Below are 17,619 nucleotides of genomic sequence, written 5' to 3'. Positions count from 1 at the left end.
GAACAAATACGTCTGGTTCTTCTTTCTTTCTTTCTTACATGCCGATATTCAATCTAAAGTGTGCTTGCGGTATTCGCTTGGTGATATCCCCCAATATTTTCTGAATGTGCCAGTAAATGTGGAAGCATTAGAGTAACCGGTTTTTTCGCCGATCTCCGCGACCGACATCTCCGTAGTTTTCAACAAATCCTTCGCATGCGTCAGCCTTACTTTATTCAGATATTCCACAAAATTGATGGTGAACGCCTTCTTAAAGTAATTCGAGAAATATTTGGGAGAAGTCCCCATAATATCGGCCATATGGTCCAAATGCAAATTCCCGGTATAGTTCTCTTCAATATATTGAGCTATATACGATGGATTCATTGCATCAGCACATTTCCCATTATAGTGGGCCTTCCAAATATGTAAATAAAGCGTTTTCATTTTCGTTTAAATTTTCACATGTTGGGAAGCAATACAACGGAGAAGCCTTATAGATCAATGCTTTTGGAGGTAGAAATCAACCAACTAATAGAAAATGAGATACATTTTTTGTTTGATCGTTACTACTGGGGACACGCTCCTGCGGATAGAGGAAAAACCTCTGGGGAGATCATTCCAAAGGTCCATGGTGATCGAGTTCAGTTCGAGTCGAATACTCTAACACATCTACACAAAAACAGCGCCTCCACTAGGGAAGCGCCGCTCTTATTGATTCTCCAATTCCTCTTTGCCAACGAGTGCTACTAAAGCGGTTACAGCCTGCTCGGAATCCGAACCTTCTGCACTTATGTGTACTTCTGTACCTGAACTGATCGCCAAGCTCATAATACCCATGATACTCTTAGCATTAACCTTCTTATCGTCTTTCTCCACGAAAATCTCAGAAGAGAACTTATTCGCCTCTTGTACGAAAAGCGCTGCCGGCCTAGCATGTAGCCCTGTTCTGAGTTTAACGACTGCTGGTCGTCTTGTCATTTTCGCCTATACCCCCTACATCCATCACTTTATTCAAACGCTCTGACGGTTTCTTTATTATTTCATTATACCATTTTTCATGAATCTGTAAAAGAAAACGTTGGCAATTTCGTATCAGGTAGTGAATTCCTTACTTTTTCCGCTAATTCATCCAATTTTCGCAGCCGATGGTTCACGCCAGACTTGCTTACATTTCCCTTCAGCATCTCGCCGACTTCCTTCAAGTTCATATCGGAATGCTGCAATCGGATCTCTGCAACCTCTCGAAGCTTCTCAGGCAAATTCTCCAATCCGATCGTCTTCTGCAACAATCGGATATTATCAATCTGCCTCACAGCTGCCCCGATGGTCTTGTTCAGGTTAGCCGTCTCACAATTCACAATCCGGTTAACGGAGTTACGCATGTCCTTCATGATACGGACATCCTCGAACCTCAACAGAGCTTGATGCGCGCCGATCAGGCTGAGGAACTGTATTATCTTCTCCCCTTCCTTTACATACAAGACGAACCCTTTCTTGCGCTCAATACAGCGTGCATTCAGATCGAAGCGATTGGCTAGCTGACATAATGCTTGGCAGTGCTCCTCATACATGGAGGCGATCTCCAGGTGATAAGAGGAGCCCTCGGGATTGTTAACCGAACCCCCCGCCATGAAAGCTCCTCTAAGATAAGCTTTCTTGCAGCAGTTGCCTCGTACAATTTGTTTGTCAATCCCAGTCGTAAACTGAAAGCCCTCTGATACAATTTGCAGATCGGCTAGGATTTCCTGCACTTGACCGGGGAGACGAACAATATATACATTATTCTTCTTCAACCGCATCTTTTTACGCACGAACAACTCGGTATGAATGTTAAACATTTTCTTGATCAACGAGTAAATCCGTCGAGCTATGGCCGCATTCTCCGTCGAGATGTCCAAGACGATGCGCTGATTCGTTAGCTGTACAGAGCCATTCATGCGGATCAAGGCCGCTAGCTCAGCTCGCTCACAACAAGCGTCGGCTTCAATCAAGGTCAACTCTTTCTTCGTTTGGGCTGCAAAGGACAACGGAACTCACCTCTTTCGTACCATCCAACTTTCCACCAGCTGATAAATATGATGGCTTAATCGCTCGGCATCATGCCGCAAATAGGTGCGGAACAGCACGAGCCTGTCGGCAATTACCTTATAGCCTCGCTTGGTCACTTCATCCAAATCGAGGTGTACGGCTCTTGCGCCTTTTTCTGCGTATTTATCTTGCACCTGAGGAGGAATCTCCCCATTATTCACTATGACGTAATCGAATAAATGATGCCCCACATGTTCATAAATCGCTTGTAAATGATCACTGACGGAATATCCATCCGTTTCCCCTGGTTGGGTCATGACGTTGCATACGAAGATCTTGATGGCGCTGCTGTTCACGATGGCATCGGCCAAGTCTTGAACGAGCAAGTTCGGTAGAATACTTGTGAATAGACTGCCCGGCCCTATAAGGATCGCATCGGCCTCCCGTATCGCATCGGCCGCTTCGCCCAGCGCCGATACGTCGGGTGGCTCGATGAAGACTCGCTTGATCTTGCCGCCGGCCTTGGGGATGTTCGACTCCCCTTCTACTATGGAGCCGTCCATCATCTCAGCCTTCAGCACGATCTGCTGATCGCTCGCTGGAAGCACCCGGCCGCGGACTGCGAAGACGCGGCTCATCTCCTTCACACCGGTGACGAAGTCCCCGGTGATATCTTTCATCGCCGCCAGGATGAGGTTGCCGAGGCTGTGCCCGGCCAAGGCGGAGCCGGCGCTGAACCGGTGCTGGAGCATCTGCGCCAGCAGCGGCTCTACATCGGCCAGGGAGATAAGCACATTGCGAATATCTCCCGGAGGCGGAATCTGCAGCTCCGAGCGCAGTATGCCGGAGCTCCCCCCATCGTCGGCTACGGTTACGATGGCTGTGATGTCCAGCGGCTTCTCTTTCAAGCCGCGCAGCATCACGGATAGCCCCGTACCTCCTCCGATGACGACGATCCGCGGCTTAGCGCTGCTAGAACTCAATTCGGTCATCGGCTCACCTCAGGTCGACGATCCCGATCCGCATCACGGTGACTGACCCGTACGGTTTCTGTCTCGCTTGCTCCCATTCGTTTCCCCAAATATTCAGCTATTGCAACGGAACGATGCTTGCCTCCCGTACAACCAATACCTACAACTACCTGGCTTTTACCTTCTTTGGCATACTGCGGAATAAGAAACTGCAGCATATCCATCAGCTTGGTCAGAAACTGTTGCGTCTCTGTCCATTTCATCACATAGTCGTATACATCCTGATCCATACCAGTATTCGGTCTTAATTGCTCAACATAATGAGGATTAGGCAGAAACCGTACATCAAAGATCAAATCCGCATCAATTGGAATTCCGTATTTGAAGCCGAAAGAAATCACGTTGACGGATATTCCCGATCGGCCTATATTCGTAAATCGATCAATAATTCGTTCCTTCAATTCACCTGGCTTCAAGTTGCTCGTATCGATAACCTGAGTAGCCATTCCTTTGAGCTCTTCGAGCAGCTTGCGCTCCAGTCTGATCCCATCTAGCGGCAATCCATCTGGCGCGAGAGGATGCCTGCGTCGACTCTCTTTATACCGTTGGACAAGCAAGCCGTCCGTAGCATCCAGGAACAAGATTTCGTAAGTGATCGTGTAATTCTCCTGGATGATCCGAAGCGATTCCGACAAAGAGGTAAAAAACTCTCTGCCTCTCAAGTCAATCACCAAGGCTACCTTCCCGATTCGACCCTTGGATTGATCGATGAGTTCAGCGAACTTCGGTATCAACACAGGGGGCAAATTATCCACACAGAAAAAACCAAGGTCCTCCAAACTTTGAACTGCAATGGTCTTACCTGCTCCGGACATGCCTGTAATAATGACTAACTTGGCCGCTGAACCAGCCTCATCTGTATGCACCATAATTGTTCCACCTCCCATGAGGAAAAGCTTAAGAAGGAACTAATTCAAATTCAACCCGGCTGCGCCGACGATCCCTGCATCATTCCCTAATTGGGCAGGCACGATATCTACGCCATCGACGAATACAGCAGGAACATTCTGTTTGTATACTTTACGTATTTCATCGAACAATACATCACCAGCTTTGGAAACACCGCCGCCAATAATGAACCGCTGCGGGTTCAACACGACTGCCACGGCCGCCATGGCCTTGGCCAAATAGTAGGCAGCCCGCTTCACAATACGAATCGCTACTTCATCTCCATCCTTAGCAGCATCGAATACCGCTTTGGCAGAGATTGAATCCAGCTCCGACAAGGAAGTGATTTCCCCGCGCCCAACGGCATCCTTCGCCATTCGGATAATACCTGTAGCTGAAGATACGGTTTCTACGCAACCCATCTGTCCACAGCCGCATTGGATAGCTTCCAGATCGGGAACAATCTTAATATGACCAAGCTCCGCCGCCATTCCACGGAAGCCTTCTATGATCTTGCCATTTATAATAATGCCTCCACCGACACCTGTTCCTAGTGTGAGGCAGATCAAATGCTGCACTCCCTTACCTGCGCCGCTCCATGCTTCACCCAATGCCGCTACATTCGCATCATTGTTGACCTTGACCGGAAGATTCAGGCGTTCATTCAACTCTCTCGTTATCTCAACATTTTGCCACTTCAAGTTAACGGATTCTATGACGATGCCTTGTTCCAAATCGATAAATCCGGCGATACCAGCGCCAACTCCAGCTACTTGTTCCCAACTATACGAGGAGTCAGATACAATCTGTTTCACATATTGCGCGATTCGATCGAGCACGGCTTGAGGACCTTCTTCAGACTCTGTCGGCCCCTCAAAGGTATGGAGTAACTTGCCCTCTTCGTTGCAAATTCCCACTTTAATACTTGTTCCGCCCAAGTCCACGCCGATATAAATCTTTTCTGACATTCCTTTGTCACCTCGAAATAATATGAAATAGACATGCTTCTGTTCCAACTATAAGCCAACCCTATGCGAAGGTCAAGCTGTCTGGATGGTCGTACCAAATAGAGGAATCCCCGTCAGCCAATGCCGAAGGGGATTCTGCAACCGATACATTCCGGACCTGCGGCAGTCGCCTCCGGCTGTGTGGTTTCTTTATTTATTAAGGGACTGGCTCCAGTCATGAACCGCTTGACCTTCAAGGAACCTTTCGCAGTCCAAGGCCGCCATACAGCCGCTTCCTGCTGCCGTAATCGCTTGACGATACTTATGATCCTGCACGTCTCCACAAGCGAACACACCTGGGATATTGGTCTCCGAAGTACCCGGCTTAACAATCAGATACCCGGTCTCATCCGTCTCTAGTTGGCCGTTCAAGAATCCAGTATTTGGAGTGTGTCCAATCGCTACGAAGATCCCGTCCGTCTCCAACAATTCCTCTTGGCCTGTCACATTATTGCGTACCTTGAGAGCCGTAACCCCTCTCTCGCCAGCAACGACTTCAAGAGGAGTCGAATTCAAGCTCCACTTGATTTTTTCATTCTCACGGGCACGATCCTGCATGATCTTGGATGCTCGCAGCTCTTCACGACGATGGACCAGGCGCACTTCCGTTCCGAAACGAGTCAAGAAGTTCGCTTCCTCCATCGCAGAGTCGCCGCCGCCTACTACAATAATTCTCTTCCCGCGGAAGAAGAACCCGTCACATGTCGCGCATGTGCTTACACCGCGGCCCATGTTCGCTTTCTCGCCCTCTATTCCGAGCAGCTTTGCTGAAGCACCAGTAGATATAATTAACGTCTCCGCTGTCAGAACGTGGCCGCCTTCGAGATGAAGCGTGAAAGGACGCTTCGACAAGTCCACTTCATTAATCCAGCCCGTACGGAACTCAGCTCCGAACCGCTCAGCTTGTTTACGCATATTATCCATTAGCTCCGGACCCATAATACCTTCCGGAAAACCTGGAAAGTTCTCTACTTCAGTGGTAGTCGTCAGTTGTCCGCCTGGCTCAGGCCCTTCAATAACAAGCGGCTTCAGGTTCGCACGTGCCAGATAAATAGCCGCTGTCAACCCCGCAGGCCCTGTACCAACTACTATAGATTGATATGTGGTCATTCCATTTTTCCTCCTTAACTGTATTCCAGCGAAGTTAGAGAGCCTTCATGCTTAATCCAATTCCGCTCCCGGGCTACCCCATCCAGATCATTTACCTCTGTTCTGAGCGGGTAAGCTTAGGCAGGATTTCAGCCATCTTGGCTTTCAATCCGCATGCATCATCGATTACTTTTACATATTTGCTTACGGTCGAAGTGGACACCCCGTATCGGGCTGCTACTTCGTTATAGGATATCTGACGGCGATGCATCTTGGCAGTCAAATACTCCAATGCAGCCGCCCATCCGTCAATCTTAGCAACCTTAGGCACGCTTGGGTACATTCGTGTTAAGAACTCTACCCACAGCGTCTCCAAGTCATGCTGCTGCACCATATCGTATCGCTTATCCATCATCTGCAGCGCCCGATCCATAACCGCTTGCCATTGTTCCTTCCAAGAAGGCAAATTGGGCGACCATGGTATCGACTGAATAGCGGTTTGTTTGCCCTGCATATGCACTTGAATCGGTTCTTTCGCATGCATGCTGCGCAAGACGAACATAGCTACCTTTTTCAGGTACTCATCCTCTTTAGGATCCAGAAGGAACTCCCTTAGTGCATCTTCCACTTCACTGTCTGCGATAATGCCAAAAGCTTGAATCACTTGAAGCTTCGTCTCTGCATCTCCATGCCGTAAAGCCCAGAAAAAAGACGAACGAACGAGTGGATCTCTTCTCAGATGATCAGGAATACCTTCTTCCGCCTTCTCCAATACCTTGAACTGTTCTTCAAAAGGCAAATGATAGTGGTAGCTGATCGGCTTCTTCTGACCTGCCCTAACTTCTTGAATCTGATTCAAGTAGAAAGGAGCAACCTCTGTTCCCGGATCCAGCTTCTCTACAACCTTCCACAACTTCTCCGCTTCGTTATAACGTCCAATGTGGTAGGCTGCAACAGCGGTGTAGTGGTACAAACATGGATCCAGACCGGATTCCACACTCTTCAGTAATCTTCGGAATAACCTATACGCCGTTTCATGCTCAGACAAAATGCCCATCGTCGTTGCCAACTTGAACACATGATCATGATGCAGCGGGTAAGTTTTGCGAAGCTGCGCAAGTAAGGGCTGCAGGTTCTCCTTATCGCCGTTGTGCTGGTAGAAAATAGCTACGTTACACAAAGCGTGCAGATTACCCGGGTCCAGCTCGAGCACTTGTCGAATCGTATCCATTGACTTGTCGAATAAGCCCATATAGTAATATGCGAGCGCAAGATTGTTGCGTGCTGCCAGAAAATCTGGTGTGTTCTCTACAAGCTTTTCCAGAATACGGACCGCTTCAGAGAACTTGCCCTCCTCTAAGAGCGATCGCGCCCGGTCATGCTCGAACATGCCTTCCCGGCTCTTAATCGAAGTCAGCCGAGTAGGACGGTTTAGCTCATAACTGAGCAGCTCCATCATTTCCTCGGCTTCTTCCAGATAATGCCCGTTCGGGTCGTGTTCCAAATAATGAATAAGCGACTCTTCCGCTTGTTCATAGTTTTCCATATTGGCATAATTATTAGCCAAATAGAAATAACACTCCGTCATTGCAGGATCAATCTGTTCCACTATATGGGTTAAGATCTGGTTCGATTCTTCGAAGTTTCCTGTCTCCGAAAGAACGCCAGCTAGATTACAATGATTCACAGGATTATCAGGCTCATAGTCCACAGCCTTGCGGAAATACTTCAAGGCCTTGTCATAGTGGTGTCGATCTAGAGATTGAACGGCTCTCTCAAAAAAGAAAGTGGCATCCATCTGGATCGAGATGACGTTGCGTGGCTGCACTTCGGCCACAGGCTTTTTCCTCGCCATGGTTGTTGACACCTCCAGTGACATACTTCACTTAAGTATATCACAGTTCATCGCGATAACCTACAGGGATTGCACCGCTAAGCGGTTCTTAGACCCCACCGTATTTGAACAAAGTGCTGATTGAGCCACCTTGCATAATGATACGGATCGCATCTGAGAACAAGTGTGCGAGGGACAGCACCTTGAAGCGGCCGCTTGCTGTTTCTGGAAGGGCAATGGAATCCGTAATAATAACTTCACGTATGTTCGGATGATCCAGTCGCGTTATAGCAGGGTTAGTAAATACGGGATGTGTGGCGCATACATAGGCGTCCTCAGCACCGCGCTCCTTCAGTCCTTCTACAACCTTGACGATCGTGCCGCCCGTATCGATCAAATCCTCAATAATAATCGGGGTGCGTCCTTCTACATCTCCAATAACGTGAGTGATAGTAGCTTCATTATGCGCATGACGCTTCTTGATCATAATAGCGAACGGAGCGTTCAGAATGTTCGCCAGATTCTCAGCGGTTGTGGCACGGCCTGCATCAGGAGAAACCACGACCGGATTCGGTATATTCTTGCTGCGAATGTAGTCACTGATCATATCCGTAGCGGTTAAGTGGTCTACTGGGATATTGAAAAAGCCTTGAATTGCTGGGGCATGCAAGTCCACGGTCAGTATACGGGTTGCGCCTGCTGTTGTTAACAGATCCGCTACAAGCTTAGCAGAGATCGGCTCGCGAGGTGCGGCCTTGCGTTCTTGTCGCGAATACCCGTAATATGGCATTACCACGTGAATTGTTCTTGCTGATGCACGTTTGGCTGCATCCATCATAATCAATAGCTCCATCAGATGATCATTGACGGAGTGAGAAAATGTCTGTACCAGGAACACGTCACAATTACGGATTGTCTCCTCAAAATTACAATAAATTTCCCCGCACTTAAAGCGAGAAAGCTTAATTTTGCCAAGAGGCACACCCAATTCCGTACAAATGGCTTCCGCTAGCTTAGGATTGGACGATCCGCTAAAAATTTTACAATTGTCCGTGTACATGGTTACCCCCTAAATTTGTGCTTGCAAAATTTACAATAACATCACATCTTGGTGATGGCCTATTAAAGTCGGTTCAGCTTTATTATACCTGTTCGACAATTAATTTCAAAAGAAAACGACAGGGTTGTCGATTTTTTTGTTACAATCGACGATTTTTTGTAACAATTCAACCAATAATAGGCACTTTTCTCGAGCGACATCGTTAAAAAGGACGGCTAACCCATAAGAATACAGAAACCTGGCCGCAGCGGCCAGGTTCTTTGTGATACATATGTTTACTCGTTGTTTAACTGCTGAGTTCAACCACCTTGCGCTCTTCAGCTGACTGATGAGCCGCTAGGGTGAAGGCCAAGGTCCGCATACCGTTCTCATAACCGCTTAGAATCCCGTCCTTTGAACCGGCTGCCACGGCTTCTACAAAAGCTTTATCCTGCTCATAGGTTGGATCCTTACGGGAAGTCACCGTGATTTGCTGGTCTTTGTCCACGATCGTCAGAACCTGCCCGTTCACGCTCAACTCGACGAAGAAGTCGACACCGATAAATTTGATCGTTGAGGCACTATGATGCAGCGATACACAGGATTCAGTAATGGTGCCGACAGCGCCTGAGCTTAGCGTGAAGGAAACAGCACCGCCATCGGCAATAGTGGCATCCGGGTACAAGCTAGGAATGGAATTATGGCCGAACATCGCCGAGACACTCTTGTATTCACCAGCCAAGAAACGAATCATGTCGACCTGATGAGTCACCGCGTCGGCCAGATGCCCGCCAGACATATGCTGCTGCCTCCACCACGGGGCAGGATGAGAGCCGCCGAATCGGAATGCTTGAATCAGATGAATGGTCTTGCCCTCCAGATAAGCCTTTGCCTGCTGCACGGTATCATAATAACGCAGACAGTAACCTACCGAATGGATCACACCAGACTCGCGAATGGCCTGTTCCTTGCGCAGCACTGACGGGAGCTCCAGCCCGAGCGGCTTCTCTACGAACAGATGAATTCCTCTGCTGGCTGCCATCTCCTCCAAGCCTTCTCTGGCGAACTGTGGAGCACATATGAAGACGGCATCGATCTCGTCTGGATTAAGCAGAACGTCCACGCTGTCCACTGCTCGCGCTCCGACTATAGCGGCCATCGACTCCGCACCTTCGCGATTTACGTCGTAGACGCTTACGATCTCAGCCATTGGAATTCTTTGCAGCCCATTCAAATGGTGGCGGGCTATTCCCCCTGCACCAATCATGCCAATTTTAACTGTCATCTTATCCACTCCTGCCTTATTCCTAATATTATTTGAACTGCTACAGTCACTACATAGACTTCTTAATCAGGCGTTCAGAAGGGATATGCTCTTTCCCGTTGCGATCGATTCGTCAATAGCGAAGCTGACTTCCATCGATTTGTACGCATCCAGGAACTCACAGCGTGTCGTCGTGCCGCTATGTACGGCTCGTACGAAGTCGTCGATTTCCTCCACGAACGGATGATGCGACACATTCCCGCTGTCTGGCAGAATCGTCGGAATCGTTGCATAGTCGGTTTGTCCCGGCAATTTGTGCGTGAAGAGCTGATTGTTCATGATCGCGCCCTTTTCTCCAAGTAGATGCACATTGAATTTGTATGGTGTTTTGCATTCAAGCGACGACGACACCTTACCGATGCCTCCATTCTTCAGCTTGAATATCGCAATCGCATTCGGATCGAATTCGTATTCGGAGCTGGACCACGTACCGCAGCTGTACGCTGTAACCTCTGTGATCTCACCCGCGAAATAACGGACCGCGTCAACCGCATGACAGCCCGCCGATAGCATGCTGCTGCCGCCCTGAGCCTTCGTCTTGCTCCAGCGGTATTGACCATATTGCGGCCCAACATGGTGCCAATAATCGATTTGGGCCATGTAGACGCGACCGATTGCATCGTCATCGATTAGAGCCTTCGTGTTAACGAACGATGGGTTCCAACGCAATACGAAGCTTACAGCGGTACGAACCGGATGCCGCTCCAAGGATTCGGCCATGAGGAGCAGCCCCGCCCTGTCCATCGCAAGCGGCTTCTCGAGAACCATATGTTTGCCATATCGTGCAGCGATCACGGCTTGCTCAGGACGCAGATCAGGCGTGGAGCATAATACAACGGCGTCTACATTCGAAGCGCTTACTGCTTCCTCATAGTTGTCGGTAACGCCTGCTTCGATGCCCAGTTCAGCCAGCTTGCTCTTCGCATGCTCGATATTGCGGCTTACTACCGTTACAACCTCTGCATCTGATCTTGCCGCAATCGCTTTCAAATACTCTCCCGCTACCCAACCTGTACCAACCACCACAAACCGTAAATTCCCCATTCTTTCGACTCCTCCTTAATATGGTATGTGTTCCGCTTACATTTTTGCTTTAATTGTTCTGGCATATTCCATTGGAGACATTTGTACGATTGATTTGAATTGCCTGGAAAAGCTATGCACACTGCTATATTTGAGTAGCTCTGCTATTTCGGTTACATTGTGCTTATTCTCGCGAATAATGCGTTTGGCCTGTTCGATCTTCAATGCACGAAAATACTGCATCATACTTTGGCCGGTTTTCTCCTTGAAGATTGATAGAGCATAGCTTCGACTGATGTTGAAAACTTTGCATATTCGGTCGATTCGCAGGTTCTGATATACATGCTGCTCCATGTAAGCGGTTACCCCTTCCACAAGCTCGTGATCGCTTTGTTGCTTGACCTCACCCGACAACCGGTATCGTTTCTGTTGAAGCTCCGCGTGCTCCAGCAGTCGGATTAGTAACAGCTCCAGGTGAATTCTCAACAAATGCTCAACAGCCCCATGCGCCTCGGGATTTCTATGAAGCTCGTGATTTCGCGGGTCATCGAATGGCGGAATAAATGCCGCAAACCCATTTTTCAGTATTTGTACTAGAAGATGCTGTTGATCAGAAGTCAAAGAAAAGATTTTGTTCTCAAAAAAGCGCATAGCCGGAGAACGGCATACAAAAGAAACGATCATCACGTTCGGTGCAATCTTTCGGTTAGCCCACAGGTTGTGATATTCATTCGGTTTGTGAAAAATGATGTCCCCTTGCTTCAGCAGATACACGTCTTTGTCCGCCAGCGCTTCTACCTCACCTCGATCCACATAGACAAATTCCCAAAAGTTGTGCTTTTCACCGTCAAAAATAAAATCCTTTGAGAATTCAAAGTAGTGAAAAGAAACGATTTGTTTGATGGTTAGATACTCGGATAGATTCGTTCTCGGAAATCGGTTGACCACCATCAGGAATCAGTCCCCTGTTTTTGTTTTCTCGAGATTAGTATAGCACGACACTTTACGCAGCGGTCTTGATTTGGACGAATCGATAAATGAATCAGACTTTATGATAAAGCTGTAGAGGCGAGGGCTGTATTACAATAATCTCAGGAACCTATTAACTATTCAGCCGAATGAAAATTCGGCATGAGTCCGGAGTGATAATGATGAATGTATTAGCTGTCGGCTGCCATCCCGACGATTTGGAGATTGGTTGTGGAGGAACCCTCGCTAAGCTTGCTGCCCTTGGTCATCAGGTTACGATGGTGCACGTGGCCAATGGGGACAAAGGTCATGCGATTATACAGCCCGAACCGCTCAAGCAAATACGAGCCGTTGAAGCCCAGGAAGCAGGAGCATTGATTGGAGCTGCCGTTATTAGCCTGGATATCTCAGATCTTACGATCAAAAGCGACAATGATCAGTTGGTCGGCAAGCTTGTCGACGTTATTCGCAGAACAAGACCGGATTATATCATTACCCACCCGCCTGAAGATTATATGAAGGATCATATGGAGGTTTCCAAGGCCGTATTCGATGCCAGCTTTTCAGCTACTGTCCCCCATTATCAAGTGGAAGGAGGCGCTCCCCACCATGAGAAAGCGGTGCCCATCTATTACATGGACACGCTTGCTGGCGTTGGATTCTTGCCGACCGAATACGTTGACATATCGGCTTATATTGAGACCAAAATCCGTATGAACGACTGTCATGAAAGTCAGATTACTTGGCTTCGCGATCATGATGGTATTGATTTTCTCGATTTTGTGCGCACCGTGTCGAAATTCCGCGGGCTGCAATGCGGCAAGCCGTATGCGGAAGCTTTCAAGCAGTGCCAAGCTTGGCCGCGACTGACGACTGAACGACTACTGCCCTAGCCAAAAATCGACATACAAAGGAGCGATTGAACAATGGATATGATGCAAACCATAGAAGGCTCGATGCTGGAAGGTTTTTATCCCCGCGGATGGGATCTGAACAGAATCGATGCCTGTTGCGCGAATAGCCCGGAAGCTATACAAGAACGCCAACCATTCTGGCATCAGAACTTCATGCCCGTAGCCTGCGATCAGGTAGCAGAGTTCGACATGATGATGGGACACGAAATCGCTTGGAATATCCGAAGTGCGAAGGAAGCTGGACGCAAGCTGGCCGTTATTCTTCCAGCCGGACCGATGGGAATGTACAAGTGGGCGGTTTACTTCCTTCAACAGTGGCAAACCAATTGTTCGCATGTGTACGGGTTTAATATGGATGAATGGAGCGACCAACACGGCCGAACCTTATCATCAGATAATCCAGGATCGTTCCAGTATGCGATGGAGCAGGCCTTTTACGGCCCGCTTGGAGAGTTAACTGTCCCTGTCAATCAGCGCAATTTCGCCACACGCGATAATCTTCCCACCTATGCTGATCAAATCGCTGCCCTACAAGCAGAAGGCGCCGAGCTGATCACCATATTCGGCATTGGCCGAATGCTCCATATCGCATTCTGGGAGCCTCACTTCGCCGCAGAGTTCGCGAATGAGACAGAGTGGCGGCAAGAAACACATCGCATTGGCGCCAAGCTGCACCCCTTGACGATCGAACAAAACGCGATCACGAGCTTTAAGAGCCGAACGACGTTGGTGCCCTGTTATGCCAATACGATAGGCCCTGGCTTGTTCCTTCGCTCAGATCGCATTATTGGCGGTTGTGACGGCGCCCTTGGCCGCGGTATGCAGTGGCAAGGACTTTCATTATGGACAACACTTCGATACGGCCCGGATATGTGGCTTCCATCCACATTCATGCCCACTCTCCCGGGCAAGCTATTTTACTTGCGAGAGCTAGCCGGTCCGCTCTCATCCGAGATCAATTGACACAAAAATGGAGCTTGAAGATTATTCTTCAAGCTCCATTCCTATTTAATGCGTTACTTTGGCAGCATGGCTGACCTTATTGCAGGCTTACAGCTTCTCCGCTCGCAGACGAACGATAGACAGCATGAATGGTGCGTTGCAGCTCATAAGCTTGACGCAAAGTAGTGCGCGGTGCGAGACCGTCCCTTATCGCATTCGCAAAATCAAGCAAGAGTCTTCTCTGAAGGTCGGCGAACGTCTCTACACCTGACCATATTGTCGTTGGCTTCACTTCATCATTGTCATATTGATATAGAAGGACTTCGTTGGCGGCGCTTGGAAGGATACGGAATTTAAGCGTACCTCGATCTCCAGAGATCTGCCAAGCCGCTTCCTCCGGCCCAATCGTATACTCTCCTTGCTCAAGAAGTACTACTGGCGCGTCAGCGCCTCGACAAGTTATGATCGCCGCACTGTGTGTTTCACCCACAGATCCCTCGGCTACATAATCCTTGAACATCCCCGGCATCCCCCACACTCGGCCAGACACCGTTTGAACCGTATACTTCCATCCGGTAATACCGAACATATAATCCAACACATAGGTACCCAGGTTCGTCAGATTGCCTCCTCCGTTCAAGGCAGGGTTCAATCTCCATGCTGGAGGAAGCTTTTCTGGCTTCTGCTTTGCTGCCAATATCCATCGGCACGAGATGGTTCGCAATGTGCCTATCGTTCCTTCTTCCAATACTGCTCGCACGGCTTCTGCCGAATCTGAGAATCTAAGGCGAGCGGAACAGCTCGCTGCTACAAGGCCTTCGGATGCTTCAATCAACTGCTCAACCTCTTCCAGCTCAATCGCGATCGGCTTCTCCAGCAAGCCATGCTTGCCGAGCGAGAAAGCTTGCAAGGCAAGCTTGGTCTTGAATCCAGCAGGCGGAATTGCGAATACAACTGCTTCTACATTAGGATCTTCGATCAGGGCTTCTGCAGAAGCATAAAAGGTTGGAACCGAGAACTCAGCAGCTGTATCCTTCGCTACTTGCTCATTCATATCGGCAACAGCGGTAATCGCTATGGAAGATTCGCCCTTAGCCGCATTCAAATATACGCGACCCATGACGCCGCAACCAATAATGCCGATCTTTATCACTCTATCCATTTGTCTGATGCCCACCTTTATAAGATTAAGATTCCGTCCCCGTGCGATCCTTCTGATAGCTTCCCGGGGTATACCCCGTAATTTTCTTGAAAATACTTATAAATGTCTTGCTGTGAACGAAACCTACTTGTTCAGCGACATCCTGAACGGCGGAATGACCTTGCCCCATCAGACGTGCAGCATGCTCTACACGAACAGAATTGACATAATCCACGAACTTGACGCCATATTCTTCTTTGAACAAGCGGCTAATCGAGCTCGGATGCAGCCGGAACGCTTCCGCCAGCATCGACTGTGACAGATTAGGGTCGTTGTAGTGCTCATCTATATAACGCTTCACATCCTGCATAATGACCCGGGTGTTCTTAGAATCTCTCCATTCCTGGATACGACTCGATACGGATTCAAGGGTTTCCTTAAGAATAAGACGGATATCCGACAACGTCTCGCTTTTGTTCATCGTCATCTCAAGTTGTGAGTTCGCATTAAGCCATACGTCCTCCAGCTCAGCAGGCAAATCGCTCATCTTATGCTGAACATGGAATAACAAGACGAATAACAAGTTTCTAACCTGCTCCCCGTTAAATGAACCGTTCTGCAACGCAGTGATGAATAGTTCCAACTCCTGTACCCAACTGCGCTCACCCACACGTAACGAACGACTGATTTCTTCAATTCTCTGCAGTTCCTGAACCATACCATGCTGCTCGCTGTCTGGCAATACATTCTGCGTGATCATTCGATTCAACCCGAGTGATACTTTGAAAGAGAGTGCCCTGCGCGCTGTCTGAAATGAAACGGATACCGCCTCAATACGTTCAACCGCAACTCCGACTGAGATCGTAACTGTAAAAGGAAGCTCCTGCTCCGTCCACATCCGGAAATCCTCCAGCAATCGCACGAGTAACTCTTCCGCTTCCGGTCCTTCTTCTTGCATAACTATAGCTCCCAGTTGGTGTTCAGCCAGCCATTCTGTGGTCGAGGAAATTCCCTCTTCTATTAACCGTTTATCCAAGGAAGACTGGAAAGCTTCTTTCATCAATCCGATTTCATGCTCCGGATACAGGTTAGATAATTCGGATAAGAATCGATCCATCTCAATTAGAATCGCAGTTGGCCGCTTCTCCAGCTGAAGCCCGAACATCTCTTCCTCCTTGGCTCCGTAGAAAGAAGCCGTCTCAAAGCGCCCCTCAGCTAATCTGCGGAATTGATGCTCTCTTTTGAACTTCAGATTCTTAGCATTTTCTTGCTGCAGTTGGTTGGAGTGATCCCACAAGTTATCAAGCGCGCGGCCAATCGTTTGAAATTCGTCTTTTTTGCCTTCATGTAAGGGATCATTAGGTTTGGCTATAGAAAAAGTCCCAATTTGTGTCAGGAGTGATTGAACGGGACGGTAATGCCTGCGGGTCGCTATCACAAACCACACCAAGCCGAAAAAGATGCAAACGCCACCCAACGAAATGGACACATACAGCACAGGCTCCGCCCAGCCGAGCATGCCTGGCTGCAATACCCCGCTCTCCATGACCCAGCCTGTGTAGCCCATCTTTACAGCAGCCAGCTTTCTGCGTTCCTTACCATCCTCCGCCATAGCAATAGTAGATCCAATAATTTGCCCCTCGTTATCGATTATTTTTAGGTACCCTGTCGTTGTATCCACAGACTGACTAAGCAGCCTTTGAAGGGTAGCTATGTTTATTTGCGCTACGAATAAGCCGTTTGTTCGCAAGCTGGAGATTCGAGCTAGTGAAATGACGTCCCGACTGCCTGTCGCATAGCCAGGGGACTCTACCGTTCTGTTGTCCCCCCAGACAAATCTGGAATCAGACTTCATTTTATTCTCAATATAAGCTTTATCCGGGTGATTACTCAAATTATGAATTGAGTTAGGCTCCAATACAGAGCCGTCGGCAGGCTTTACAAGATATAGCGATTCTATTATGGGAAATCGAATTTGAAAGTCGGTCAAAGTGCGTGCTGCCTCATAGGAGGAGTAATACAAATTATCGTCCGGTTCATTATAGTAACCCGCAATCGTGTCCTTATTAAAAAACTGGGCCATGCCATCATCAATGCTGCGGAGGGATTGCTCAATCATCTGAGCTGCATTCTTGGCAACGGTTTCATTTGATTGAATGGAGGATTGCTCCGACAATTGCCGAACAGTTAGAAACAGGATCAGCAACAAAGTAAGACAAACAGCCAGAAAAACCGGCATATAAGAAAACAACATCCGGTAGAACCAATTCCGTTTCATGACGCTATCCTCCTCCCAAGGTCAGGGGGTAATTCCATCTAGTGTGCAGACCCGTGCCTTAATTATTCCCTGCGAAGCGCTCTCTCGTCAAGGTTTTAATAGCGCTTGCAAAATTGGGGCATCCTGCAAA

Annotated in this window: 16 protein-coding genes; 2 read left to right on the top strand and 14 right to left on the bottom strand. The window is 48.5% G+C overall.

The features are described 5' to 3' along the window. Positions 1-48: 48 nt before the first annotated feature. The 12 genes from AC58QD_RS15165 to AC58QD_RS15110 all read right to left on the bottom strand — a co-directional run bounded on the left by AC58QD_RS15165 (position 49) and on the right by AC58QD_RS15110 (position 12,196). Positions 49-366 carry a helix-turn-helix domain-containing protein gene (locus AC58QD_RS15165; RefSeq protein WP_497334619.1) on the bottom strand — a complete coding sequence of 106 codons (318 nt, stop codon included), beginning with the start codon at positions 364-366 and terminating at the stop codon, positions 49-51. Between the two features lie 324 nt (positions 367-690). Further along, positions 691-960, bottom strand: a complete 270-nt coding sequence (locus AC58QD_RS15160) for an HPr family phosphocarrier protein (protein ID WP_127583159.1) — start codon at positions 958-960, stop codon at positions 691-693. A gap of 77 nt (positions 961-1,037) precedes the next feature. Continuing rightward, positions 1,038-2,009, bottom strand: coding sequence for a DNA-binding protein WhiA (gene whiA, locus AC58QD_RS15155; RefSeq protein WP_497334616.1), 972 nt, complete (start codon positions 2,007-2,009; stop codon positions 1,038-1,040). Positions 2,010-2,015: 6 nt separating this feature from the next. Next, complete coding sequence (locus tag AC58QD_RS15150) at positions 2,016-3,002, bottom strand: gluconeogenesis factor YvcK family protein (RefSeq protein WP_497334614.1); 987 nt, start codon at positions 3,000-3,002, stop codon at positions 2,016-2,018. Further along, the gene (rapZ, locus tag AC58QD_RS15145) at positions 2,999-3,910 is read right to left on the bottom strand and encodes an RNase adapter RapZ (RefSeq protein ID WP_497334612.1); all 912 of its coding nucleotides are present in this window, start codon (positions 3,908-3,910) and stop codon (positions 2,999-3,001) included. The genes AC58QD_RS15150 and rapZ overlap by 4 nt, the downstream gene beginning before the upstream one ends. Before the next feature lie 39 nt (positions 3,911-3,949). Next, positions 3,950-4,897 (bottom strand): ROK family glucokinase, encoded by a 948-nt coding sequence (locus AC58QD_RS15140; RefSeq protein ID WP_497334610.1) that lies wholly within the window; start codon positions 4,895-4,897, stop codon positions 3,950-3,952. A gap of 189 nt (positions 4,898-5,086) precedes the next feature. After that, positions 5,087-6,046, bottom strand: a complete 960-nt coding sequence (gene trxB / locus AC58QD_RS15135) for a thioredoxin-disulfide reductase (protein WP_497334608.1) — start codon at positions 6,044-6,046, stop codon at positions 5,087-5,089. Positions 6,047-6,137: 91 nt separating this feature from the next. Beyond that, positions 6,138-7,880 (bottom strand): tetratricopeptide repeat protein, encoded by a 1,743-nt coding sequence (locus AC58QD_RS15130; protein ID WP_497334606.1) that lies wholly within the window; start codon positions 7,878-7,880, stop codon positions 6,138-6,140. Between the two features lie 88 nt (positions 7,881-7,968). Next, positions 7,969-8,919, bottom strand: coding sequence for a ribose-phosphate diphosphokinase (locus tag AC58QD_RS15125; protein WP_497334604.1), 951 nt, complete (start codon positions 8,917-8,919; stop codon positions 7,969-7,971). Positions 8,920-9,205: 286 nt separating this feature from the next. Next, on the bottom strand, positions 9,206-10,183 hold the full coding sequence (locus AC58QD_RS15120) for a Gfo/Idh/MocA family protein (RefSeq protein WP_497334602.1): 978 nt from the start codon (positions 10,181-10,183) through the stop codon (positions 9,206-9,208). Between the two features lie 66 nt (positions 10,184-10,249). Continuing rightward, positions 10,250-11,266, bottom strand: a complete 1,017-nt coding sequence (locus tag AC58QD_RS15115) for a Gfo/Idh/MocA family protein (protein ID WP_497334600.1) — start codon at positions 11,264-11,266, stop codon at positions 10,250-10,252. Between the two features lie 36 nt (positions 11,267-11,302). Further along, the gene (locus tag AC58QD_RS15110; protein ID WP_497334598.1) at positions 11,303-12,196 is read right to left on the bottom strand and encodes an AraC family transcriptional regulator; all 894 of its coding nucleotides are present in this window, start codon (positions 12,194-12,196) and stop codon (positions 11,303-11,305) included. Positions 12,197-12,393: 197 nt separating this feature from the next. Here AC58QD_RS15110 and AC58QD_RS15105 point away from each other — a divergent pair, with 197 nt between their 5' ends. Then, complete coding sequence (locus AC58QD_RS15105; RefSeq protein WP_497334596.1) at positions 12,394-13,107, top strand: PIG-L deacetylase family protein; 714 nt, start codon at positions 12,394-12,396, stop codon at positions 13,105-13,107. Positions 13,108-13,140: 33 nt separating this feature from the next. Beyond that, entirely contained in the window at positions 13,141-14,091 is a 951-nt protein-coding gene (locus AC58QD_RS15100; protein ID WP_497334594.1) for a sugar phosphate isomerase family, read from the top strand. A gap of 76 nt (positions 14,092-14,167) precedes the next feature. Here AC58QD_RS15100 and AC58QD_RS15095 read toward each other — a convergent pair whose 3' ends face one another. Both AC58QD_RS15095 and AC58QD_RS15090 read right to left on the bottom strand, forming a co-directional pair. After that, positions 14,168-15,232: a Gfo/Idh/MocA family protein gene (locus AC58QD_RS15095; RefSeq protein ID WP_497334592.1), complete on the bottom strand. Its 1,065-nt coding sequence runs from the start codon at positions 15,230-15,232 to the stop codon at positions 14,168-14,170. Positions 15,233-15,257: 25 nt separating this feature from the next. Further along, positions 15,258-17,489: a helix-turn-helix domain-containing protein gene (locus AC58QD_RS15090; protein WP_497334590.1), complete on the bottom strand. Its 2,232-nt coding sequence runs from the start codon at positions 17,487-17,489 to the stop codon at positions 15,258-15,260. Positions 17,490-17,619: the final 130 nt, after the last annotated feature.

The sequence above is a fragment of the Paenibacillus sp. J2R1T-4 genome (assembly GCF_059692235.1).
This window is presented reverse-complemented; position numbering and strand designations above follow the sequence as displayed.